The organism is Nonomuraea lactucae, from assembly GCF_003313395.1.
Lineage (GTDB): Bacteria > Actinomycetota > Actinomycetes > Streptosporangiales > Streptosporangiaceae > Nonomuraea > Nonomuraea lactucae.
The window spans coordinates 12,280-36,064 of sequence record NZ_QNFZ01000279.1; the positions used below are offsets into that span (position 1 = coordinate 12,280).

Consider the following 23,785-nt stretch of genomic DNA (forward strand, 5'->3'; position numbering starts at 1 on the left):
TATGCGAACGTCTTGCCTGGTCAGGGCATATGAGATCCCGTGGTGAGCTCCTCCGTGCGCGGTGCCTTCGGCGGTGGGTCGGCGTCGCGGAGGGGGAGTTCTCTCAGGAGGAGTACGGCGACGAAACCCAGGAGGGCGATCGGTACTCCGACCAGGAAGACCGTCTCCAGGCCACGGGTGAACGACTCCAGCACGATGCTCCTGATCGGCTCGGGCAGGGCCTGGATGGCGCCGGGGCTGCCCAGTTCGGGGGCGCCGCCGGGGAGCGTGATGCGCGCGGCGCGCAGCCGGTCGGCCATCTCGGCGTCGAGCCGATTGACGAGGATCGCGCCGAACGCCGCCACGCCGATGGCGCCGCCGAGCGAGCGGAAGAACGTGGCGCCGGAGGTGCTGGCGGCCATGTCCCGGGGTTCGGCGCCGTTCTGCGCGGCCAGGATGAGCATCTGCATGGTCAGCCCCAGCCCGATGCCCAGCACTCCCACGTAGAGGCCGATCAGCCACTCGCCGGCGTTCATGCCCAGCCGCGACAGCAGGTACTGCCCCGTGGCCACGATGAGCAGGCCCGCCGCGGGGAAGAGCTTCCAGCGGCCGGTACGGCTGGCGATCCGGCCGGAGACGACGGCGGAGACGAACAGCGCGAGCACCATGGGCAGCGTCATCAGGCCGGAGTGGGCCGGGCTGAGCCCCTTGACGATCTGCAGGTACTGCGGCAGGTAGATCATCGCGCCGAACATCGCCATGCCGACGAACAGTGAGGCGACGCCGGTGAGCACGAAGGTTCGGTTCCTGAAGAGCCTGGGTGGCAGGATGGGGGCCCGCGCCGCGCGTTCCGCGACCACGGCGAGGGCCAGCATGACGAGGCCGGCGGCGCCGAGGGCGTACGTCCAGGGGGAGTTCCAGGGGAACTGCCGCCCGCCGAGTGTCAGGAGCAGCATCAGCGCCGTGGCGGCGCCGGTGATGGTGGTCGCGCCCCAGATGTCGATCGAGGTGTCGCGCTTGACCCTGGGCAGCCTCAGCACCCGCTGGACGACGGCGAACGCGATGGCCGCGAACGGGACGACGACGTAGAAGCACCAGCGCCAGCCGAGCCCGTCCGCGTCCACCAGGAATCCGCCGAGCAGCGGCCCCGCCACGGTGGCGATGCCGAAGACCGCGCCCATGTAACCGGAGTAGCGTCCCCGCTCACGTGGCGAGACGATGTCACCGAGGATCACCTGGGCGAGCGCCGACAGGCCGCCCACACCCAGCCCCTGTACGGCACGCGCCGCGATGAGCTGCCCCATGTCCTGCGACAGGCCTGCCACGAGCGACGCCGCGACGAACAGCCCCAGGGCGGTCTGGAACATCGGCTTGCGGCCGAAGAGGTCGGAGAGCTTGCCCCAGACGGGTGTGGACACCGTCATCGTCAGCATGGTGGCCGAGGCGACCCACGAGTAGTGCTCCTGGCCGCCGAGCTCTCCCACGATCGTCGGCAGCGCCGTGGTCACGACAGAGGTGGAGATCATCGAGGTCAGCATGGCCAGCATGAGCCCGGACATCACCTCGAGGATCTCGCGGTGGGAGTAGTACTGGCGCGGGCCTTCCCGCGAGTCCTGGCGGGGGTCTTCCCGTGAGTCCTGACGCGAGCCTTCCTGCGAGTCCTGTCGCGCGTGCCGCGAGCCCCGTCGTGAAAACTGCCGCACCTGGGCCATGAGCCGCCGCACCCCCTGGGGATTCGCCTGATCGGCTTAGTATACGCTTGTTTACTAGCCGGGCGGCAAGTGGCAGGGGCGGGAGGCACGCGAAAGGCAGCGGCGCTCGGATCCGCGCCGCTGCCTCCGTGCGGGGGCTTCCGGTCCGGTCTAGGTGCCGCGCGCCTTGGCGTACTCCGCCGCTCCGCCCGCGAAGTCGAACACCACGGCCGACTCGTCGCCGACGACCCAGGCGTCGTGTCCCGGCGGGGCCACGAACACCTCGCCCGGCCCGATCTCCGCCTCGGTGCCGTCGTTCATCCGGATGCGGAGCCGGCCCTTGGCGATGAAGCCGTTGTGGTGAACCTCGCACGACTCCGTCCCCACGATCGGCTTGACGGAGGCCGACCAGCGCCATCCGGGTTCGAACGTGGCCACGCCGAAGGTCAGGCCCGTCAGGTTGCACACGTCGAGGTGCCCCATCGGGAAGTCGCGGCGTTCGTCGGGCTTGTCGATGCTCTTGACTTCGATCATGACGTCCCCCTTCGTCATATTCGGTCTAGCTCGTCCTATTGCTCCCGTTCTACCCAGTCTGGCATCCCGGTTTCGGGTCCCACAAGACGTGATCTTGGAAGGCGGGCCCGGTAGACCTGCCTGGCACGGGCGTACAGGGCCAGGTGGCCGGCGTGCTGCTCCTCGCAGTCGAAGCGGCCGGACTCCCGCAGCACGGCCTCCAGCCGGTCCAGCCAGTCCAGGCACCACCGCACGTCCGCCGGCCTGGCCACGTGCCCGCCCGCCACGTCCAGGTAGACCGGGCTGGTGTGCGCGTACGCGCCGGCGTGGTGGTGGGCGCGCGGGTGCGGCCCGCCGGCGGCGACGGCGACCACGTACGTCGGCTCGCCGACCACCAGCGACGCCGTCAGCCGTCCGGGCGGCCCCTGCGCCAGGACGCCGTCGCCGGTGCGGATCTCCAGCGTCTCCACCTCGGGCCCGATCGACCGGACCGAGATCTCCACCCGGTCGTCCGGCGCGAGGTCCAGCGTGTCGCCGGGCTCGTGGCCGTTCACGGTCAGCTCCAGCCACGGCCCTGTGGTGGCGAACGTCCGGCCCAGCAGGATCGCCTCGACGTAGGACTCGGCGGTGAGCGGGCCGCCGACGTGCGCGTACACCCTGGCCCAGCCGGGCGGGCCGGAGGCGGTGCCGCGGCGGAGGAAGGAGAGCACCACGTCGGTGCCGGCCGTGACCGCGAGCCTGTTGCCCGCCCCGATCAGGCGGCGGTAGACGGCGGCGGTCCCGGCGATCGAGGAGTGGTTGAGCACGTCGAGGGTGTCTATCAAGCCGAGCGCCGCGTCGGCGACGATCTCCCTGGCCGAGCAGTCGCGGCCGTGATCGAGCACGACGTCGGGCGGGTCGGTCTCGGAGAACGTCCTGTGGAACGGGTGGCCGTAGCCGGTCACCCCGCCGAGCGCCCGCAGTTCCTCGCACGCGGTCGCGTTGGGCGGCCAGTCGGCGGTGCCGGAGAAGCCCGAGTGGTAGCGGCCGGGCAGGCCGCGCACGCCGAACGCGGTGACGTGCCCGACGAGGTCGTTGCGGTACTCCACCCCGATCCTGGCCAGGTGCCTGCCGTCCGACCAGGGCAGGTCGGCGCCCGCCCAGTGCGTGAGCGCCTCCACGTCGTAGACCCGCTCGCTCGCGACGTTGCCCGCCACCAGGTTGAGCACGTGCAGGTCCTCCCCGTGCTGCGCGGCGGCGGCGAGCGCGGGCGGGGCGGGCTCCTCGCCCATCCAGTTCATGTGAACGTGCATGTCGCCGCCGTACCAGCCGTGCGCCGCCGCGTCGTAGAGTCGTTCGGGCGCCAGCTCGACCAGCGTCTCCTCGCCCGCCACGGGCGTCAGCGCGAGGTCCACCTCGGTGTACTCCATGCCACGGGTCACCACCACGGTGACCGGCTCGGCGGGCACCGCGACCACGAGGTCGTCACCGTGGAAGTACGGCCTGAGGTGCGCGTCCACCTTGTGCGGTGCGCCCGGCGGGTACCAGCCCTGCCCGTTGCCGCTGGTCACGCTCCACCGGCAGGAGAACCCGGCGCGCAGCCGCAGCGCGGCGGCGGGCGCCCGCCTGGCCAGGGGAGACAGGTCCACGGGCGCCCCGCCGGCCAGCGCCTCCCGCTCCACCTCGACCACCTTGGCGCCGCGCGGCGGCACCTCGTGCGCCGTGCCGTCCACCACCACCGTGACGGGCTCGTCCCGGCTGGAGTCGAGCAGCAACGCCGTAGGGGGGAACGGCTCCTCGCCGAGGACGATCCGGGTGTCGGCCTCCAGCGACACGCCTTCCGGGGTGAGCCGGAGCGCCGCCAGGTTGCCGAGCACGTCGCCGCCGAGCGCGTCGCGCACCACCCGGTCGACGTCCACCTCGCCGAGCCTGCCCTTCAGCTCCTCCCGGGAGGCGCCCGGATGGCGCTGGGCGAGCTGCCGGAAGCACACCTCCCGGTAGTCGTAGCGCTCGTCCAGGAACACGGTGGCGCGCGCCTGGACGACGTAGCCCAGGGGCGTCTCCCCCCAGCAGACCCCGTGGTGGTCGCGCAGGTCCCGGTAGTCGGCGAGGGCCCGCGCCACCGGCTCGGGGAGCAACACATGCAGCGGATCGTCACACATCGGACACTCCCTGGATAGGCCGCGCGCCCGCCATCGTGACACGGATACCCGGTCACGTCAGTGTGATTCGAGCGCCCGTTCCAGCGGTGGCGGAGCGGGAGCGGCGGGCCCGCCGAACGTGCCCTCGCGGCGCACGGTGTGCCAGCGCAGCCGCACGCCCAGCACCGCCGTCGCCAGCGACTGGATCACCACGAGGTACATGAGCTGGCGGTAGACGAACTGCTGCAACGGCAGCACCCAGAGCGCGGAGGCCCGTTCGCCGTCCAGCCGCAGCGCGTACCAGCCGGTCAGCGCCTGGACCACGACGAACCCCGCCCATACCGCCACGACCGGCAGGGGATCACCCACGGCGGTGCTGTAGACGGCCATGAGGTCCACCACGGGCGCGAGCAGCGGCAGCAGCACCTGGAACATTCCCAGGTAGCCGAGGCAGCGGCGGCCGAACGGCCCGCGCTCCAGCACGGCCCGCCGGTGCTTCCACATGGCCTGCATGGTGCCGTAGCACCAGCGGTAGCGCTGCTTCCAGAGCTGGCCGAGGGAGGTGGGGGCCTCGGTCCAGGCGAGGGCCTTCTCCTCGTAGACCACCCGCCAGCCGGCCCGGCACAGCGCCATCGTCAGGTCGGTGTCCTCGGCCAGCGTGTCGGTGCTCACCCCGCCCAGCGCCACCAGCGCCGAACGCCGGAAGGCGCCGATCGCGCCGGGCACGGTCGCCATGCAGTCGAGCAGTTCGAAGGCCCGCCTGTCGAGGTTGAACCCGATGACGTACTCGATGTGCTGCCAGCGCCCGATCATGCCGCGCCGGTTGCCGACCTTGGTGTTGCCGCTCACCGCGCCCACGGCCGGGTCGGCGAGCTGGCGTACCAAGTGGCCGATCGTGCCGGGCTCGAAGACGGTGTCGCCGTCCACCATGACGAGCAGTTCGTGCCTGGCCTCGGCGATGCCGGTGTTGAGCGCGGCCGGCTTGCCGCCGTTGCGCTGACGGATCACCCGTACGTCGACGTATCCCAGGCCGGCGGCCAGCTCCGCCGTCCTGTCCGTGGAGCCGTCGTCGACGACGAGGATCTCCAGCTCCCCTTGGTAGTCGGTCTCGGCCAGCGAGCGCACGGTCGCCTGGATCCCGGCCTCCTCGTTGTAGGCGGGGACGATGACGGTGACCGGCGGGGGTGCGGGCCAGGCGGGCGCGCGGCCCTTGCGCCGCCTGCCGCCCCGGTTCCGGTGGGCGTGGGCCGCCGCGAGCACGGCGAAGAACGCGAGCCGGGCCAGGGTCAGCACCCCCGCGGCGAGCAGCACCCATGACAAGACGCCGGTGATCGTCGCGGAGCCGCGCTGGGCCAGGTTCAGCGCGGAACCGGCGAACAGGTCCACGCCGTCTGCCCGCCGGTGCGCCGACGGCATCCCGAGCGCCCTGGACACCGTGACCGCCCGGTAGCCCTTGCCGGCGAGCTCCCGCAGCACGAGATCCACGGCCTCCACGGTCTGCCGCCGGTCGCCGCCCGAGTCGTGCATCATGACGATCGCGCCCTTGTCCCCCGCCGGGAGCGACGACGTGACGATCCGCCGGGTTCCGGGCCGGGCCCAGTCCTTGGTGTCGAGGTCGGTCAGCACGACGAGGTAACCCTCGGCACCCAGCGCCTTCAGGCTCTCCCACTGCGGGGCGGTGACGGCCTCGGGTGTGGACGAGTACGGCGGGCGGGCCAGCGTCGTGTGCAGGCCGGTGGCGCCCGCCAGCGCCTTCTGCGTGAGCGACAGCTCCAGCTTGAGGCGCCAGCCGGGCACCGTGGCGAGGTCGGCGTGCGCGTAGGTGTGGTTGCCCAGCTCGTGCCCCTCGGCCACGATCCGCCGAGCCAGCTCCGGGTGCTCGGCGACCTTGGAGCCGACGGTGAAGAACGTCGCCGTGGCGCCGTGCCGCTTGAGCGCGTCGAGCACCTTCGGGGTCCAGGCCGGATCGGGACCGTCGTCGAAGGTCAGGGCGACGGTCCGGGCGGGCAGGCGGGCGCTGGAGGGCTCGCCGGCGGTGAGGTTGAGCACGGGGCCGTCCCGCCGTGCCCGCTCGAGCTCGGGGGAGGGCCGGTCGGTGGCGGGGGGCGGCTGCGCGTGGGTCTCGCCGACGACGTTGGTCACGTACCCGTTGAGCAGCAGCGCGCCGCCGACCAGCAGGATGCCGACGGCGAGCAGGAACCAGTGGCCCCGAGGATCGGCCGGTTTCGCGACAGCCGTCACGGGCGGCGGCGGCGCGGTGGTGTCACCGCCGCGCCGCGCCGCGCTCGGGTCCTGCCAGGCCGGGACCGGTGCGGGCGGCCAGACCTGCCTGTCGTGGCCGGAGGGGTCGTTCACTTCTTCGGCCCCTTCACCCGGTCGGGGTCGCGCCCAGGGGGAGTCCTGAGCTTGCCGGGCGGTGCGGTCTCGTCGACGGGGCCGGTCGATGGCTCGGTGCTCGGTTCTGTGCTCGGGGCCCGGGTGGGTGACGGCCGGCGCGACGCGGAGCGCACGGGCTCCGGCTGCCGCGAGGGTGTGGCGGTCCTCGTGGCGGCGGGCGTGGGAGGGGACGAGGTGAGCGTCACCGACGGCGTCGGCCGCCTGGACGGGCTCCTCCCGGGCGTCGGCGAGCGGTCGGGCGAGGCCGTGCCCACCGCGCCGGAGCGGTCGCCCGGCCACCCGTTCACCGAGAGCGTCGGGTCGGAGAACACACCGCCGATGACGACGGCGAACAGGGCGAGGGTCAGCACGCTCGCCGCGATGGAGCCGACCATGACCAGCCGCCTGCGGCGACCGCTCTGGTCGACGAAGACGGCGGGGCCGCCGGGTTGCTCAGGGAACACTCCCGAAATGCTAGTGACCAGTTACAACTTGTGGGGAAATTTGCGGCTTCTCTCGGCGTACCGTGACCGGCGCGGGGTGTCGGCAGCCGGACAGCCCGGCCTACGGTGGGAAGGAAGTGCGGCAGGCCGCTCTCTGAGGAGGAAGCCATGGCGAGGTTCATGGACGTCCACCACGGCATGGTGGGCATCACGCCCGAGGAGTTCCGCGAGGCGCACGACGCCGATCTCGCGATCCAGGACGAGGAGATGGTCAGCTTCGAGCACGCCTGGGCCGACCCGGACGAGGGCGTCGTCTACTGCCTGTCCGAGGCGCCGAGCGCGGAGGCGGTCCAGCGCATCCACCAGCGGGCCGGTCATCCGGCCGACGAGATCCACGCGGTGCCGCTGGACCTCTGACCGCTCTCCGCCGTTCCCCCTGCGGGCACGGATCGCCGTGCCCGCAGGGGGAGTGAGCATGTGCCCTGCCCTCTCGTACGCTGGCTAATCAGAAACCACACCCCAAGTCACCCCAAACCAGTCTTGACATCCGCATGCCCCACCCGCACTCTGTTGCGTATAGCGCTAGACGTTGCTCTTTGTGAAACCGGGGTGTGACGATGATCCCAGCGTGCCCTCTCGCGTCGTTGCCGCGAGGCGAGGCCCTCCGTCTCGACGTCGATCCGCCCATCGCCGTCTTCCACACCGACGACGGCGACATCTTCGCGATCGACGACACCTGCACCCACCAGGACGCCTCGCTGGCGGACGGCTGGCTGGAGGGCTGCGAGATCGAGTGCCCCCTGCACGCCTCCCGGTTCGACCTGCGCACCGGCCAGGTTGACGCGCCTCCCGCCAAGCGGCCGGTCCGCACCCACCGGGTCGTGGTCGAGGACGGCGTCATCTGCGTCGTGCCGTCCGACGCCCCGCCCAACCTGCCTCCGGGCGTCACCCTGAAGGGGCAGGCGTGAAGACGGTCTGCGTGGTCGGCGCCTCGCTGGCCGGCCTGCTCACGGCGCGGGCCCTGCGCGGCCAGGGGTACGCGGGACGGCTCGTCGTCATCGGCGAGGAGACGCACCGGCCCTACGACCGGCCGCCGCTGTCCAAGGACTACCTCAAGGGCGTGATCGGCGAGGCCGACCTGGCGCTGGAGGGCGACGGCGAGGACCCGGCCATCGAGTGGCGCCTGGGCGTGGCCGCCACCGGCCTGGACGCGGCCGCCCGCCGGATCACGCTCAGCGACGGCACCTCCATCGCGGCCGACGGCATCGTGATCGCCACCGGGGCCGCCGCGCGCAGGCTGCCGGGCACGGAGGGGCTGCGCGGCGTCCACACGCTGCGCACGCTGGACGACGCCCGCGCCCTCCGCGGCGACCTGGAGACCGCCGGGCGGCTCGTCGTGATCGGCGGCGGCTTCATCGGCGCCGAGGTCGCCGCCACGGCCCGCGAGCTCGGCCTCGACGTCACGCTCGTGGAGTCGGGGGAGGCGCCGCTCGCCGGCGTCGTCGGCCTCACGATGGCCCACGCCCTCGCCGAGCTGCACGAGAAGCGCGGCGTCCGGCTGATCCGCGGCGCGTACGTCACCGAGGTAACCGGCACCGGCCGGGCCGACGGCGTACGGCTCGCGGACGGCACCCACCTGCCCGCCGACGTCGTGGTCGTCGGCATCGGCGCGACGCCCAGCACCGGCTGGCTGGAGGGCAGCGGCGTCGAGCTGGGCGACGGGGTCGTCTGCGACGAGGGCGGCGGCACGTCCGTGCCCGGGATCGTGGCCGTCGGCGACTGCGCGGCGTGGTTCGATCCCGCGCTGGGCCGCCACCACAGGATCGAGCACTGGACCGGCGCCCGCCAGCGGGCCACGGTCGCGGCGGCCACGCTGCTGTCCGGCGGCACCGCCCGCCCCGAGCCCGCCCGGCCGGCCTACTTCTGGTCCGACCAGTTCGACGTGAAGATCCAGTTCATCGGGCACGCCCGCGACGCCGACACGGTCACCGTGGAGGAGGGCGACCCCGCGCACAACAGCTTCCTCGCCGTCTACCGGCAAGGAGACCGGCCCGTGGCGGTGCTGGGCGTCAACCAGGTCCGGCTGTTCACCCGCTGGCGCCGCCATCTGGAGACCGCGCCCGCCCAGACCGGCTGAAGACCCGGGCTGAAAAGGCCGAAGCAGCCTGAAAACAGGAGTGAATCAATGGCTCATGAAGTACGCGGCGTGGTCGCGACGGGCAAGGGCAAGCCGGTCAGCCTCGAGACGATCCTGGTCCCGGACCCGGGTCCCGGCGAGGCGCTCGTGAAGGTGCAGGCGTGCGGTGTCTGCCACACCGACCTGCACTACCGCGAGGGCGGCATCAACGACGACTTCCCGTTCCTGCTCGGCCACGAGGCCGCCGGAGTGGTCGAGGCGGTCGGACCCGACGTCACGGACGTCGCCCCCGGCGACTTCGTGATCCTCAACTGGCGCGCGGTCTGCGGGTCGTGCCGCTCCTGCCTGCGGGGCCGCCCGCAGTACTGCTTCGCCACCCACAACGCCACCCAGAAGATGACGCTCACCGACGGCACGCCGCTCAGCCCCGCGCTCGGCATCGGCGCGTTCGCCGACAAGACGCTGGTCGCCGCCGGGCAGTGCACCAAGGTGGACCCGGCCGCCTCCCCGGCCGCCGCCGGGCTGCTGGGCTGCGGCGTGATGGCCGGACTCGGCGCGGCCGTGAACACCGGCGCGGTCAGCCGCGGCGACTCGGTCGCGGTCATCGGCTGCGGCGGCGTAGGCAACGCCGCCATCGCCGGGGCCAACCTGGTCGGCGCGACCACGATCATCGCCGTGGACGTGGACGACCGGAAGCTGGAGTGGGCGCGCGGCTTCGGCGCCACGCACACCGTGAACGCCGGGCAGGCCGACCCCGTCGACGCGGTCAGGGAGCTCACCGGCGGCAACGGCGCGGACGTGGTGATCGACGCCGTGGGCCGGCCGGAGACGTTCAGGCAGGCGTTCTACGCCCGCGACCTGGCCGGCACCGCCGTGCTCGTGGGCGTGCCCACCCCCGAGATGACGCTGGAGCTGCCGCTGCTCGACGTCTTCGGCCGGGGCGGCGCGCTGAAGTCCAGCTGGTACGGCGACTGCCTGCCGAGCCGCGACTTCCCCATGCTCGTCTCGCTCTACCTTCGGGGCCGGTTCGACCTGAACGCGTTCGTCACCGAGACCGTCGGACTGGACGGTGTCGAGGACGCCTTCGCCAAGATGCACCGCGGCGAGGTGCTCCGTTCCGTGGTGGTGCTGTGATGCGCGTCGAGCGCCTGGTCACCTCGGGCACGTTCAGCCTGGACGGCGGGACGTGGGAGGTGGACAACAACGTCTGGCTGCTGGGCGACGACGACCAGGTCCTGGTCGTCGACGCGGCCCACGACGCCGACGCGATCGCGACGGCCGTGGGCGACCGCCGGGTCGTCGGGATCGCGTGCACGCACGCGCACGACGACCACGTGAACGCCGCGCCCGAGCTGGCCGCGCGCACGGGCGGTCCCGTGCTGCTGCACCCCGACGACGAGGTGCTGTGGAAGCTGGCGCACCGGTCGGCGGCCCCGGACCGCTCGCTGGCGAACGGGCAGATCATCCGGGTCGGCGACTCGGCCGTGCACGTGCTGCACACCCCCGGGCACGCTCCCGGCGCGGTCTGCCTGTACGTGCCGGAGCTGGACGCGCTGTTCTCCGGAGACACGCTCTTCCAGGGCGGCCCGGGCGCCACGGGCAGGTCGTACAGCGATTTCCCCACCATCATCGCGTCGATCAGCCGGACCCTGCTCACGCTGCCCGCCGAGACCGTGGTGCACACGGGGCACGGCGACGACACCAGCATCGGAGCCGAGGCTCCGCATCTCGAGGACTGGATCCGCCGCGGCCACTGAACCCGGCCCTTCCACCCAGGCGTTACACAGAGGAGAAGTCCCGTGACCACCGCAACCACCTCCAGCGTGATTCCCACCCTGCCGGGCCGCTACTACACCGATCCGGAGCTCTTCGCGCTGGAGCAGAAGAACATCTTCGAGGCGATGTGGTTCTGCGCGGTTCGCTCGTCCGACCTGCCCAAGCCGGGCTCGTTCAAGACCGTGCAGGTCGGCGCCGAGAGCATCCTCATCACCCGGGCGCGCAACGGATCGGTGCGCGCGTTCTTCAACGTCTGCCGCCACCGCGGCGCGACCCTGTGCACGGAGGAGTCGGGCGAGGCCAAGCGGGCCTTCCAGTGCCCTTACCACGCCTGGACGTACGACTTCGACGGCAAGCTGATCGCGGCGCCCAACCTCACCAAGATGGCCGACCTGGACCGGGTGCGGTACGGCCTGGTCAAGGCGCACGCGCGGGAGTGGCTCGGCTACGTGTGGGTCTGCCTGGCCGACGAGCCGCCGTCGTTCGAGCAGGACGTGCAGGGCGCGGTGGCCGAGCGGCTGGGTGCGGTGGAGCTGATCGACAACTACGACATGGCCAACCTGTCGGTCGGGCGGCGGATCGTCTACGACGTCAAGGCCAACTGGAAGCTCATCGTCGAGAACTTCATGGAGTGCTACCACTGCGCCACGATCCACCCCGAGCTGACCGAGGTGCTGCCGGAGTTCGCCGACGGGTACGCCGCGCAGTATTTCGTCGGCCACGGCGCGGAGTTCGGCGAGGAGGTGCAGGGCTTCACCGTCGACGGCTCGGCCGGGCTCGACCGCATCCCGGGTGTCAGCGAGGACCAGGACCGGCGCTACTACGCCATCACCGTCAAGCCGCAGGTCTTCATCAACCTCGTGCCCGACCACGTTATCCTGCACCGCATGTTCCCTCTCGCCGTAGACCGCACGGTGGTCGAGTGTGACTGGCTCTACCTGCCCGACGTGGTGGCCGGCGGCAAGGATCTGGACAAGTCGGTGGAGCTGTTCCACCGGGTCAACGAGCAGGACTTCGACGCCTGCGAGCGCTGCCAGCCGGCGATGAGCTCGCGGACGTACCGCGACGGCGGGGTGCTGGTGCCGAGCGAGCACCACATCGGCGCCTTCCACGAGTGGGTTCAGGAGCGGATCGGGTAACGGTGAGCAACCAGGGCGAAGAGGACGAGGACGCGCGCCTGCGGGTCCGCCCGCCCAAGGACTGGGCGGGCGGGCTGCCCGCGGTGGGGCACGCGATGGAGATGGCCCATCGCCAGATGGGCGCCGCCCGCGGCGTGCGCGCGCTGCTGCGGGTCAACCAGAAGGACGGCTTCGACTGCCCCGGCTGCGCCTGGCCGGAGGGCGATCATCGCAGCCCGGCCGAGTTCTGCGAGAACGGCGCGAAGGCCGTGGCCGAGGAGGCCACCACGCGCCGGGTCACGCGCGAGTTCTTCGCCGCGCACCCGGTGGGGGATCTGGCCGTCCGCAGCGACCACTGGCTCGGCGGCCAGGGCCGGCTGACCGAGCCGATGCACAAGCCAGCGGGCGCCGACCACTACGTGCCGGTCACCTGGGCCAAGGCGTTCGAGATCATCGCCAGGGAGCTGCGCGCCCTCGGCGGCCCCGACGAGGCCGTCTTCTACACCTCCGGCCGCACCTCCAACGAGGCGGCCTTCGCCTACCAGCTGCTGGTGCGCCGGCTGGGCACCAACAACCTGCCCGACTGCTCCAACATGTGCCACGAGTCCAGCGGCTCGGCGCTGACCGAGACGCTCGGCATCGGCAAGGGCACGGTCTCGCTGGACGACCTGCACCGCGCCGAGCTGATCTTCGTGGTGGGCCAGAACCCCGGCACCAACCACCCCCGCATGCTGACCGCCCTGGAGCGGGCCAAGCGCGGCGGGGCGCGGATCATCGCCGTCAACCCGCTGCCCGAGGCCGGCCTGCTGCGTTTCAAGAACCCGCAGCGCCCCTCCGGGCTCGGCCGCGGCACCGCGCTCGCCGACCGGTTCCTGCAGATCCGGCTCAACGGGGACCTGGCGCTGTTCCAGGCGCTGTCCTCGCTGCTGCTCGACGGCGCCGGCGACGCCGGGCTCCCCGCCGCCGACCGGGCGTTCATCGAGGAGCACACGCACGGGTTCGAGGCGTGGGAGAGGCACATCCGCGCCCTGGACTGGGAGAAGGTCCTCGCCGCGACCGGCCTGACCCGGGCCGAGGTGGAGGAGACCGCGGCCGAGGTCCGCGCGGCGGGCTCGGTCGTCGTCTGCTGGGCCATGGGCCTGACCCAGCACCGCAACTCCGTGGCGACGATCCGCGAGGTGGTCAACTTCCTGCTGCTGCGCGGCAACGTGGGCCGTCCGGGCGCTGGGGTGTGCCCGGTGCGCGGCCACTCCAACGTGCAGGGCGACCGGACCATGGGCATCTACGAGAAGCCCTCGGCCGCCTTCCTCGACGCGCTGGGCGCGGAGTTCGGCTTCGCGCCGCCGCGCCGTCACGGGCTCGACACGGTCGACGCGATCCGCGCCATGCGCGACGGCCAGGTGAAGGTCTTCTTCGGCATGGGCGGCAACTTCGTCCGGGCGACCCCCGACAGCGAGGTGACGGAGGCGGCGCTGCGCCGCACCCGGCTGACCGTGCAGGTGTCCACCAAGCTCAACCGGTCCCACGCGGTGTGCGGCGCGGAGGCGCTCATCCTGCCGACGCTGGGCCGCACGGAGCGCGACCCGGGCGGCTACGTGACCGTCGAGGACTCGATGGGTCTCGTGCACGCCTCCCGGGGCAGGCTCGGGCCGGCCTCGCCCCACCTGCTGCCGGAGGTGGCGATCGTCTGCCGGCTGGCGCGCGAGGTGCTCGGTGACGACCCGCACGTGCCGTGGGCGGAGTTCGAGCGCGACTACGGCGCCGTCAGGGATCGCATCGCGCGCGTCGTCCCCGGGTTCGAGGACTTCAACGCGCGGGCGCCCGCGGGCTTCGCGCTGCCCAACGCGCCGAGGGACGAGCGGCGCTTCCCGACCGCCACGGGCCGGGCCAACTTCACCGTCAACGAGCTGGAGGTGCTGCGCGTCCCGCTGGGGCGGCTGCTGCTGCAGACGGTACGCAGCCACGACCAGTACAACACCACGGTCTACGGGCTCGACGACCGCTACCGCGGGGTCAAGGCGGGCCGCAGGGTGGTGTTCGTGCACCCGGACGACCTGGCCGAGCGGGACCTGGCCGACGGCGACGTGGTGGACCTGGTCAGCGAGTGGCCCGACGGCGAGCGCGTGGCGGCGGGGTTCAGGGTGATCGCCTACCCCACGGCCCGCGGCTGCTGCGCGGCCTACTTCCCCGAGACGAACGTGCTGGTGCCGCTCGACTCGGTGGCCGAGACGTCCAACACCCCGACCTCGAAGAGCGTGGTGGTGCGCCTGGTCAGTACGACTTCCCCGCGTACCCCAGCCGCCGGCTGATCTCGTCCGCGCCCTCGATGAGGCGGGGGGCCAGCTCGTGGATGCGCTCGGCGCTGAAGCGGTAGGCGGGCCCGGACGCGCTGACCGCGGCGACGACCTCACCGAGGTAGGAGCGGATGGGCGCGGCCACGGCGTTCAGCCCCTCCTCCAGCTCCTCCAGGCAGAAGGCGTAGCCGGTCTCGCGGGTCTCGGCGAGCTGCAGCTGCAGAGCGTCGGCGTCGACGATCGTCTTGGGGGTGAAGCTCTCCAGACCACCCGCGAGCAGCCGGGCGCGCTCCCGCTCGTCGAGGTAGGCGATCAGGGCCTTGCCGCTGGAGGTGGCGTGCAGCGGGGTGATCTGCCCGACCCAGTTGTACGCGGTGACGGCCGAGGGGCCGCGTACCTGGTCGAGGTTGACCGCGTGGGCGGAGCGGAGCACGGCGACGTTGACCGTCTCGCCGATCTCCTCGGCCAGCCGCTGGCAGACCGGGCGGGCGCGGCCGATGATGTCCATCTGCGTGCTGACGCCGCCGGCCAGCCGGATGATGCCGAAGCCGAGGCGATACTTGCCGCGGTCCTCGGCCTGTTCCACCAGGCCGCGCGCCTCCAGCGCGCCGAGCAACCGGAAGGCCGTCGACTTGTGCACGTCGATCTCCGCCGCCACCTCGCTGACGCCGGCCTCGCCGCGCTGCGACAGGATCTCCAGCACGCTGATCGCCCTGTCGACGGACTGCACGCCCCCGCTGCCCGATTCGTTGCTCATAGCGAAACTCTAAGTGCTCCAGGCAACCTAGTGCGAATGAAGGATTAAAAGATCTCCTGTTGCGAGTAGTGAAACGCAGTGCGTATAACGCTACGATTCGGTGAAACGTACGATGAGACGAGGCACCATGACGTCACAGCAATACGACTTCGTCATCGTCGGAGGAGGCTCGGCGGGCTGCGCCCTGGCCAACCGGCTCTCCGCGGACCCCGACACGCGCGTGCTGGTCCTGGAGGCCGGCCGTCCCGACTATCCGTGGGACGTGTTCATCCACATGCCCGCGGCGCTGCCCTTCCCCATCGGCAATCGTTTCTACGACTGGCGCTACGAGTCCGAGCCTGAGCCGCACATGAACGGCAGGCGCGTCTACCACGCCCGGGGCAAGGTGCTCGGCGGCTCCAGCAGCATCAACGGCATGATCTTCCAGCGCGGCAACCCGCTCGACTACGAGCGCTGGGGCGCCGACCCGGGCATGAAGAACTGGGACTACGCGCACTGCCTGCCGTACTTCAAGCGGATGGAAAACTGCCTGGCAGACCCGGGCACGCCGTTCCGCGGCCATGACGGGCCCCTGTCGCTGGAGCGCGGCGCCGCGAGCACCCCTCTCTTCGCGGCCTTCTTCGAGGCCGTCCAGCAGGCCGGCTACCCGCTGACCGACGACGTCAACGGCTACCGCCAGGAGGGCTTCGCCCGCTTCGACCGCAACATCCGGCGGGGCCGCCGGCTCAGCGCCGCCCGCGCCTACCTGCACCCGGTGATGAAGCGCCCCAACCTCACGGTCAGGACGCGGGCGTTCGTCTCCAGGGTGCTCTTCGAGGGCACGCGGGCGGTCGGCGTGGAGTACGACGGCGGGACCGTGCGCGCCAAGGAGGTCATCCTGAGCGGCGGCGCCATCAACTCGCCCCAGCTCCTCCAGCTCTCCGGCGTCGGCAACGCCCGCGAGCTGGGCGCGCTCGGCGTCGACGTGGTGCACGACCTGCCCGGCGTCGGCGAGCACCTCCAGGACCACCTGGAGGTCTACATCCAGCACGGCTGCCGTCAGCCCGTCTCCATGCAGCCCAACCTGCAGAAGTGGCGACACCCGTGGATCGGCGCGCAGTGGCTGTTCCTGCGCGGCGGCCCCGGGGCGACCAACCACTTCGAGGCCGGCGGGTTCGTGCGGAGCAACGACGACGTGGACTACCCCAACCTGATGTTCCACTTCCTGCCCATCGCCGTGCGCTACGACGGCTCGGCCCCCGCGGGCGGGCACGGCTACCAGGTGCACGTGGGGCCGATGTACTCGGACGCCCGCGGCTCGGTGAAGATCAAGAGCACCGATCCGCGGCAGCACCCCGCCCTGCGCTTCAACTACCTGTCCACCGAGCAGGACCGGCGCGAGTGGGTGGAGGCCATCAGGGTGAGCCGCGACATCCTCGGCCAGCCGGCCCTGGCCGAGTTCAGCACCGGTGAGCTGTCGCCGGGCCCGTCCGTCGGGACCGACGAGGAGATCCTCGACTGGGTCGCCAGGGACGCGGAGACGGCCCTGCATCCTTCCTGCACGGCCCGGATGGGCGTCGACGAGATGTCGGTCGTGGACCCGGAGACCATGCGCGTGCACGGCGTCGACGGGCTGCGCGTGGTGGACGCCTCGGCCATGCCGTACGTCACCAACGGCAACATCTACGCGCCGGTCATGATGCTGGCGGAGAAGGCGGCCGACCTGATTCTCGGCAACACGCCGCTCGCGCCCGAGACGACCGAGTTCTACCGGCACCGGAAATGACGGAAGGAGGCGGTGGGGGCCGCCGCAGCACCCCACCGCCTCCTGTCCGGTGCCCGCCCCGAAGAGGGCGGGGGCTCTATCGGAAGACGACCGTCCGGTCGCCGTTGAGCAGCACGCGCTGCTCGCTGTGCCACTTCACGGCCCGCGCCAGCACCTGCGCCTCGACGTCGCGGCCCGCGGTGATCAGATCCTCGGGGTCGAGCTCGTGGTCCACCCTGACCACGTCCTGCTCGATGATCGGCCCCTCGTCCAGGTCGGCCGTCACGTAGTGCGCGGTCGCGCCGATCAGCTTCACCCCGCGCTCGTGGGCCTGGTGGTAGGGCTTGGCGCCCTTGAAGCCAGGCAGGAACGAGTGGTGGATGTTGATGGCACGCCCTTCGAGCCGCTTGCACATGTCGTCCGACAGGACCTGCATGTAGCGGGCGAGCACCACCAGGTCCGCCTCGTACTCGGCGACCAGCTCCAGCACCTTCGCCTCGGCCTCGGCCTTGGTCTGCGGGGTGACCGGCACATAGTGGTACGGCACGCCGTACGAGGCGGCGAGCGGCTCCAGGTCGGGGTGGTTGGAGACGATCGCGGGGATCTCGATGTTCAGCACGCCGCCCTGCCTGCGGAAGAGCAGGTCGTTCAGGCAGTGGCCGAACTTCGACACCATGATGAGCGACCTGGTCGGAGTCGCGGCGTCCTTGAGCTGCCAGGTCATCTGGAAGGAGTCGGCGACGTAGGTGAAGCCCGCGCGCAGTTCCTCCAGCCCGTGCTGGGCCGCGAAGTGCACGCGCATGAAGAAGCCGCCGCCTCTGCGGTCGTTGAACTGCTTGCTCTGCAGCATGTTGCCGCCGTGCTGCACCAGGAAGCTGGTCACGGCGTAGACGATGCCGGGCTTGTCCGAGCAGGAGACCGTGAGGATGAACTCGCGTCCAGGGTCGGGCCGGGGAGACATCACACCTCCTAGCGTTGCGTATAGCGCACAACGGTGATGTATACGCAACAGGGTGGACGGCAGGGGGCCGTCCAGTCAAGGGGTGAGGTGCGTAGGTGAACAAATCACATGGAATGGAATCATTCGGTGATGCGGCCAAGGGCTTGACTTATCCAAGGGGGCAGGTCAATCCTGTTCCTCACTAAGCATTGCCTTGCGCGATACGCAACGATCAGAGGTGTGCCGATGACCGATCTCTATATCGGCGGCACGTGGATCAAGCCAGCCGAGGGTGGGCAGCGGAGCATCGTCTCGCCCGCCGACGGCAGCCTCGTTACCACGGTCGCAGAAGCCTGCGCGACCGACACCGTGGCCGCGATCCGGGCGGCCAGGCAGGCGTTCGACCACGGATCCTGGCCCGCCACCCCGGCGCGCGTGCGCGGCGCCCTCCTGCACAGGGTAGCCGACATCCTGGAGCGCGATCGCGACGCCTTCGCGCGGGCCGAGTCGGGCGACACCGGCAAGCGGCTCGTGGAGAGCGAGTACGACATCGACGACTGCGCCGCGTGCCTGCGCTACTTCGCCGGTGTCGCGGGCACCGACGCGGGACGCGTGGTGGACACCGGCCGTGACGACGCGATCAGCCGGATCGTCTATGAGCCGGTCGGCGTCTGCGGCCTCATCACGCCGTGGAACTACCCGCTGCTGCAGGCGACGTGGAAGGTGGCGCCCGCGCTGGCCGCCGGCAACACCTTCGTGCTCAAGCCCAGCGAGCTCACCCCCAGCACCGCGATCCTGCTGATGCGCGCGCTGGAGGAGGCCGGCCTGCCCGCGGGCGTGGCCAACCTGGTCCTGGGCGCCGGGGCGAGCGCCGGCGCGCCGCTCGCCGAACACCCCGACGTCGACCTGGTGTCGTTCACCGGCGGCGTGGAGACCGGTCGGCGGATCATGGCCACGGCGTCCGCCACGGTCAAGCGCGTGGCGCTGGAGCTCGGCGGCAAGAACCCCAACGTCGTCTTCGCCGACGCCGACTTCGAGACGGCCGTGGACTTCGCGCTCACGGCCGTGTTCCTGCACTCCGGCCAGGTCTGCTCGGCCGGAGCCCGGCTGCTGGTGGAGGACTCGCTGCACGACGCGTTCGTGGACGAGGTCGTACGGCGGGCCGAGCTGATCCGGCTCGGCGGCCCCTTCGACCCGGAGGCGCACACCGGCCCGCTCATCTCCGCCGCGCACCTGGCCAAGGTCGAGGAGTACGTGGCGGCGGGCCTCGCCGAGGGCGCGGTGCTGCGCTGCGGCGGCCACCGCCCGGAGGGAGACGGCCTGGACGGCGGCTTCTTCTACCGCCCGACCGTGCTCGACGAGTGCAAGCAGGGCATGCGGGTGGTGCGCGAGGAGTCGTTCGGCCCGGTGCTCACCGTGGAGCGCTTCAGCGGCGAGGACGAGGCCGTCCGCCTGGCCAACGACACCGAGTACGGCCTGGCCGGCGCGGTCTGGACCCAGGACGCCGGAAAGGCGCAGCGGGTGGCGGGCCGGCTGCGTCACGGGACAGTATGGATCAACGACTACCACCCTTACGTGCCGCAGGCCGAATGGGGCGGTTTCAAGCAGTCAGGCAACGGCCGGGAGCTCGGACCGACCGGCCTGGACGAATATCGCGAGATCAAGCATGTGTGGCAGAACACCCGCCCGCGCCCCCAGCGGTGGTTCCCAGCGAACTGACGCTCCGACGACCAAGAGGTCCTCATGACTGTGCCGTCAGTGGCCGAACGTAGTGCAACCGACACCGACTCCCCGCCCGTCCTCGCCGTGCGCGGCCTGTGGAAGGTGTTCGGTCCCAAGGCCCAGAGCGTCGTCGGGAGCACGCTCACGCGCAAGGAGCTCAAGGAGCAGACGGGCTGCGTGGCCGCCGTCCGCGACGTCTCCTTCGACGTGCGCCGGGGCGAGGTGTTCGTCGTCATGGGCCTGTCCGGCTCGGGCAAGTCCACCCTGGTCCGCTGCCTGACCCGGCTGATCGAGCCCACGGCCGGCGAGGTCCTGCTGGACGGCGAGGACGTCCGCAAGGCCGACGACCGCAGGCTGCGCGAGCTGCGCAGGCACCGCATGGCCATGGTCTTCCAGCACTTCGGCCTGCTGCCGCACCGGTGCGTGCTCGACAACGTCGCGTTCGGGCTGGAGATCCGCGGGGTCTCCAAGCAGCAGCGCTACGCCAGGGCCCGCGAGGTGGTCGGGCTGGTCGGCCTCAACGGGTTCGAGAACTCCTACCCCGACCAGCTCTCCGGCGGCATGCAGCAGCGCGTCGGCCTGGCCAGGGCGCTCGCGGCCGACCCCGAGGTGCTGCTGTTCGACGAGCCGTTCTCCGCGCTGGACCCCCTGATCCGGCGCGAGATGCAGAACGAGGTCATCCGCCTGCACCACGAGGTCGGCAAGACGATGATCTTCATCACGCACGACCTCAGCGAGGCGCTCAAGCTGGGCGACCGGATCCTCATCATGCGCGACGGCGAGCTCGTCCAGGTGGGCACGCCCGACCAGGTGGTGGGCGCGCCGGCCGACGACTACGTGCGGGACTTCGTCAGCGACATCCCGCGCTCGCACGTGCTGACGCTCCGCTGGATCATGCGCCCGCCCCAGCCGGGCGAGGCGCTCGACGGTCCGGCGCTCGGCCCCGACGTGGTCATCCGCGACGCCGTGCACGCCGTGCTCTCCGCCGACCGGCCGGTCCGGGTGATGGACGGCGAGAGCCTGCTCGGCGTGGTCACCAGCGCGGAGATTCTCGAAGTGATCGCCGGAGGGCAGCACCAATGACAGCGGTCAACGTGGTCGCCTCGCGGGTCGCCGCCCGGCTGCCCGCCCGCAAGTACCTGCTCGTCGTGGTGATCGCGCTCTGGGTGGCGGGCTGGGCGCTGCTGCGCGGCCGTGACACCCTCCAGCTCGGCGGCGCCGAGCTGACCCCGCTCCACGTCTCCCTCAGCGAGGGCATGGACGCCGTCGACGACAGCCGCAACAGCAACCCGTTCTTCCTGTACTTCATCAACTACATCCGGCTCTTCCTCGACGAGGCGGTGACGTTCGTCCAGGCGCTGATCAGCCAGCCGTCGTTCGGACGGCCGGTGCCCGTGCTCGGCTGGCTGGGCGTGGTGGGCGTGGCGACAGCCGTCGCCTTCCTGTACGGCAACCGGAAGGTCGCGCTGCTGACCGCCGCCGGGTTCCTCTCCTTCGGCGTGCTCGGCCTGTGGCAGGAGAGCATGGACACGCTGGCGCTGACGCTGACCGCCGTGGCGCTGTCGCTGGCCGTGGGCATCCCGCTCGGGGTGTGGGCCGGGCTGAGCGACCGCTTCCACCGGGTGGTCACCCCGGTGCTCGACTTCATGCAGACCATGCCGACGTTCGTCTACCTGGCGCCGCTCACGCTGTTCTTCCTCATCGGCCCGGCCAGCGCGACGGTCGCCACGATGATCTACGCGATCCCGCCCGCGATCCGGATCACCGCGCACGGCATCCGGCAGGTCTCGCACGAGACGCTGGAGGCGAGCACCTCGCTCGGCGTCACCTCCGCGCAGGCGCTGCGCCACGTGCGGCTGCCGATGGCCAAGCAGACCATCATCGTCGGGGTGAACCAGACCATCATGGCCGCCCTGTCCATGGCCACCATCGCGGCGCTCATCGACGCCCCCGGCCTCGGCAAGACGGTCCTGAAGGCGCTGCAGACGCTCGACGTGGGCACCGCGTTCAACGCCGGCCTGGCCATCGTCATCATGGCCGTCGTGCTCGACCGGGTGACCTCCGCGGCCAGCCGCCGCGTGGAGGCCGAGCGCCGGGCCGGCCGGCAGCGCACCGTACTGGGACGCCGCCTGGAGGTCGCGGGCGTGCTCGGGGGCGTCGCCGTGCTCGGCTACCTGTCGTACACCTACGTGTGGGCCGCGGAGTTCCCCATCGAGGCCAACCTCGGCTCGTACGTGCGCCGCGCCGCCGACGCCGCCAGCCTGTGGGTGCAGGACAGCCTGGTCACCTACACCGACGCGCTGAAGAACCTGCTCACCAACGGGCTGCTCAACCCGTTCGAGACGCTGCTGACCGACTCCCCGTGGTGGCTGGTCGCCGCCGCGGCCGTGGCCATCGCGCTGCTGGTGGGCAGCGTGCGGGCCGCGCTGGTCACCACGGCCGGGCTGCTCGTGCTGGTGCTGCTCGGGCTCTGGCAGGACAGCATGGTCACGCTGGCCTCCACGCTCGTCGCGACGATCCTCGTCATGGTGCTCGGCGTGATCATCGGGGTCTGGATGGGGCGCAGCGACCGGGCCGACACCGTGCTGCGGCCCCTGCTGGACGCCGGTCAGACCATGCCGGCGTTCGTCTACCTCGTGCCCATCCTCGGCCTCTTCGGGCCGACCCGGTTCACCGCGATCATCGCGGCCGTGGTGTTCGCCGCGCCGATCGCGATCAAGCTGGTCGCCGAGGGCATCAGGAGAGTCTCGGCCACCACCGTCGAGGCCGCCACCTCGGCCGGGGCGAACTCGTGGCAGCTCATCTCCAAGGTGCAGCTGCCGATGGCGCGCAGCGCTGTAACGCTGGCGGCGAGCCAAGGATTGATCTATGTGCTCTCCATGGTCGTCGTCGGGGGTCTGGTCGGCGCGGGAGCGCTCGGCTACGACGTCGTGGCCGGATTCTCGCAACACCAGTTGCGGGGCAAGGGGCTGGCCGCCGGGCTCGCGATCGTCGTGCTCGGTATAGTGCTCGACCGCGTCATGCGGGCCGCCACCGAGCGGGCCGACGCCGCGGCGCACGGGGGACTCCATGGCAGATGAACCAGACCGGCCGGTGGCCGGAGAGATACAGGAGGACCAGGTGGCAGTAACCAGGAGTGGAAGGGTCCGGGCGGTCGTGCTCGTGACCGGCGCCGGTCTCCTGCTCACCGCGTGCGGAGGCGCGAAGGTCGGCGGCGCCGAGCCCGCCGCGAGCGGCGGTGGCAAGGCGGCCTGCGGCACCGTCAACCTCGCGATCAACCCGTGGGTGGGTTACGAGGCCAACGCGGCGGTGATCGCCCATGTGGCCGAGAAGCAACTCGGCTGCAAGGTGGTCAAGAAGGACCTCAAGGAGGAGGTGGCCTGGCAGGGCTTCGCCACGGGCGAGGTCGACGCCGTCGTGGAGAACTGGGCGCACGACGACCTCAAGAAGAAGTACATCGAGGACCAGAAGGTCGCCGTGTCCGCCGGGACGACCGGCAACAAGGGCGTCATCGGCTGGTACGTCGCCCCGTGGATGGCCAAGAAGTACCCGGACATCACCGACTGGAAGAACCTCAACAAGTACGCCTCGCTGTTCAAGACCTCCGAGTCCGGCGGCAAGGGCCAGCTCCTCGACGGCGACCCGTCGTTCGTCACCAACGACGCCGCGCTGGTGAAGAACCTCAAGCTCGACTACAAGGTCGTGTACGCGGGCAGCGAGACGGCGCTCATCACCGCCTTCCGCCAGTCGGAGAAGCAGCAGAAGCCGCTCATCGGCTACTTCTACGAGCCGCAGTGGTTCCTGTCGGAGCTGAAGCTGGTCAAGGTCAACCTGCCCGCCTACACCGCCGGCTGTGACGCCGACGCGGCCAAGGTGGCGTGCGACTACCCGCCGTACGAGCTCGACAAGATCGTGAGCAAGAAGTTCGCCGACTCCGGCAGCCCGGCGTACACGCTGGTCAAGAACTTCACGTGGACCAACGACGACCAGAACCTCGTCGCCAAGTACATCTCCGAGGACAAGATGTCGGCCGATGAGGCCGCCGCCAAGTGGGTGGCCGACAACCCCGACAAGGTGAAGGCCTGGCTGCCCAGCAGCTGAATCCCGCCCGCGCCCGGCCCGGTCGATCCTGTCTCGACCGGGCCGGGCGCGCGTGCGTTCTTGGACCGTTCCCA

The 23,785-nt window shown here is 71.3% G+C and carries 19 protein-coding genes; 12 read left to right on the top strand and 7 right to left on the bottom strand.

Annotation, left to right across the window (positions count from 1 at the left end; genetic code table 11):
* Positions 1-20: 20 nt before the first annotated feature.
* From DQW85_RS18790 to DQW85_RS18810, 5 genes are all read right to left on the bottom strand, one after another.
* The gene (locus DQW85_RS18790) at positions 21-1,691 is read right to left on the bottom strand and encodes an MDR family MFS transporter (protein ID WP_113701617.1); all 1,671 of its coding nucleotides are present in this window, start codon (positions 1,689-1,691) and stop codon (positions 21-23) included.
* Between the two features lie 150 nt (positions 1,692-1,841).
* Entirely contained in the window at positions 1,842-2,204 is a 363-nt protein-coding gene (locus tag DQW85_RS18795) for a cupin domain-containing protein (RefSeq protein WP_113701618.1), read from the bottom strand.
* A gap of 35 nt (positions 2,205-2,239) precedes the next feature.
* Positions 2,240-4,324 carry a CehA/McbA family metallohydrolase gene (locus DQW85_RS18800; protein WP_205315222.1) on the bottom strand — a complete coding sequence of 695 codons (2,085 nt, stop codon included), beginning with the start codon at positions 4,322-4,324 and terminating at the stop codon, positions 2,240-2,242.
* A 57-nt stretch (positions 4,325-4,381) separates the two neighbouring features.
* Positions 4,382-6,658 (bottom strand): bifunctional polysaccharide deacetylase/glycosyltransferase family 2 protein, encoded by a 2,277-nt coding sequence (locus DQW85_RS18805; protein WP_240197271.1) that lies wholly within the window; start codon positions 6,656-6,658, stop codon positions 4,382-4,384.
* Positions 6,655-7,143, bottom strand: a complete 489-nt coding sequence (locus DQW85_RS18810) for a hypothetical protein (protein WP_113701602.1) — start codon at positions 7,141-7,143, stop codon at positions 6,655-6,657. The genes DQW85_RS18805 and DQW85_RS18810 overlap by 4 nt, the downstream gene beginning before the upstream one ends.
* A gap of 147 nt (positions 7,144-7,290) precedes the next feature.
* Here DQW85_RS18810 and DQW85_RS18815 point away from each other — a divergent pair, with 147 nt between their 5' ends.
* The 7 genes from DQW85_RS18815 (at position 7,291) to DQW85_RS18845 (ending at position 14,462) form a co-directional block, all read left to right on the top strand.
* The gene (locus tag DQW85_RS18815) at positions 7,291-7,539 is read left to right on the top strand and encodes an SCO4226 family nickel-binding protein (RefSeq protein ID WP_113701603.1); all 249 of its coding nucleotides are present in this window, start codon (positions 7,291-7,293) and stop codon (positions 7,537-7,539) included.
* 200 nt (positions 7,540-7,739) lie between these two features.
* Complete coding sequence (locus tag DQW85_RS18820; RefSeq protein WP_113701621.1) at positions 7,740-8,090, top strand: bifunctional 3-phenylpropionate/cinnamic acid dioxygenase ferredoxin subunit; 351 nt, start codon at positions 7,740-7,742, stop codon at positions 8,088-8,090.
* Positions 8,087-9,259, top strand: a complete 1,173-nt coding sequence (locus DQW85_RS18825; RefSeq protein ID WP_205315223.1) for an NAD(P)/FAD-dependent oxidoreductase — start codon at positions 8,087-8,089, stop codon at positions 9,257-9,259. The genes DQW85_RS18820 and DQW85_RS18825 overlap by 4 nt, the downstream gene beginning before the upstream one ends.
* 48 nt (positions 9,260-9,307) lie before the next feature.
* Entirely contained in the window at positions 9,308-10,393 is a 1,086-nt protein-coding gene (locus tag DQW85_RS18830) for an S-(hydroxymethyl)mycothiol dehydrogenase (RefSeq protein WP_113701604.1), read from the top strand.
* Complete coding sequence (locus DQW85_RS18835; protein ID WP_113701605.1) at positions 10,393-11,016, top strand: MBL fold metallo-hydrolase; 624 nt, start codon at positions 10,393-10,395, stop codon at positions 11,014-11,016. Before DQW85_RS18830 ends, DQW85_RS18835 begins: the two co-directional genes overlap by 1 nt.
* A gap of 42 nt (positions 11,017-11,058) precedes the next feature.
* Complete coding sequence (locus tag DQW85_RS18840) at positions 11,059-12,174, top strand: aromatic ring-hydroxylating oxygenase subunit alpha (RefSeq protein ID WP_113701606.1); 1,116 nt, start codon at positions 11,059-11,061, stop codon at positions 12,172-12,174.
* A 2-nt stretch (positions 12,175-12,176) separates the two neighbouring features.
* The gene (locus DQW85_RS18845; protein ID WP_113701607.1) at positions 12,177-14,462 is read left to right on the top strand and encodes an FdhF/YdeP family oxidoreductase; all 2,286 of its coding nucleotides are present in this window, start codon (positions 12,177-12,179) and stop codon (positions 14,460-14,462) included.
* Here DQW85_RS18845 and DQW85_RS18850 read toward each other — a convergent pair.
* The gene (locus tag DQW85_RS18850) at positions 14,425-15,204 is read right to left on the bottom strand and encodes an IclR family transcriptional regulator (protein ID WP_205315224.1); all 780 of its coding nucleotides are present in this window, start codon (positions 15,202-15,204) and stop codon (positions 14,425-14,427) included. The two genes, DQW85_RS18845 and DQW85_RS18850, sit on opposite strands and share 38 nt — an antisense overlap.
* Before the next feature lie 127 nt (positions 15,205-15,331).
* On the opposite strand from DQW85_RS18850, the gene betA reads away from it, so the two are divergent.
* Entirely contained in the window at positions 15,332-16,969 is a 1,638-nt protein-coding gene (gene betA, locus DQW85_RS18855) for a choline dehydrogenase (protein ID WP_113701608.1), read from the top strand.
* Positions 16,970-17,045: 76 nt separating this feature from the next.
* On the opposite strand, the gene purU is transcribed toward betA, so the two are convergent.
* Positions 17,046-17,909, bottom strand: a complete 864-nt coding sequence (gene purU / locus DQW85_RS18860; protein ID WP_113701609.1) for a formyltetrahydrofolate deformylase — start codon at positions 17,907-17,909, stop codon at positions 17,046-17,048.
* Positions 17,910-18,134: 225 nt separating this feature from the next.
* Between purU and DQW85_RS18865 the strand changes: the two genes are divergently transcribed.
* The 4 genes from DQW85_RS18865 to DQW85_RS18880 are packed head-to-tail and all read left to right on the top strand — an operon-like array spanning position 18,135 to position 23,711.
* Positions 18,135-19,607 carry an aldehyde dehydrogenase family protein gene (locus DQW85_RS18865; protein ID WP_113701610.1) on the top strand — a complete coding sequence of 491 codons (1,473 nt, stop codon included), beginning with the start codon at positions 18,135-18,137 and terminating at the stop codon, positions 19,605-19,607.
* 24 nt (positions 19,608-19,631) lie between these two features.
* The gene (locus DQW85_RS18870; RefSeq protein WP_113701611.1) at positions 19,632-20,693 is read left to right on the top strand and encodes a quaternary amine ABC transporter ATP-binding protein; all 1,062 of its coding nucleotides are present in this window, start codon (positions 19,632-19,634) and stop codon (positions 20,691-20,693) included.
* Positions 20,690-22,690 carry an ABC transporter permease gene (locus DQW85_RS18875; RefSeq protein ID WP_113701612.1) on the top strand — a complete coding sequence of 667 codons (2,001 nt, stop codon included), beginning with the start codon at positions 20,690-20,692 and terminating at the stop codon, positions 22,688-22,690. The genes DQW85_RS18870 and DQW85_RS18875 overlap by 4 nt, the downstream gene beginning before the upstream one ends.
* 40 nt (positions 22,691-22,730) lie before the next feature.
* Entirely contained in the window at positions 22,731-23,711 is a 981-nt protein-coding gene (locus DQW85_RS18880; protein WP_240197272.1) for an ABC transporter substrate-binding protein, read from the top strand.
* The last annotated feature ends 74 nt before the right edge of the window (positions 23,712-23,785 follow it).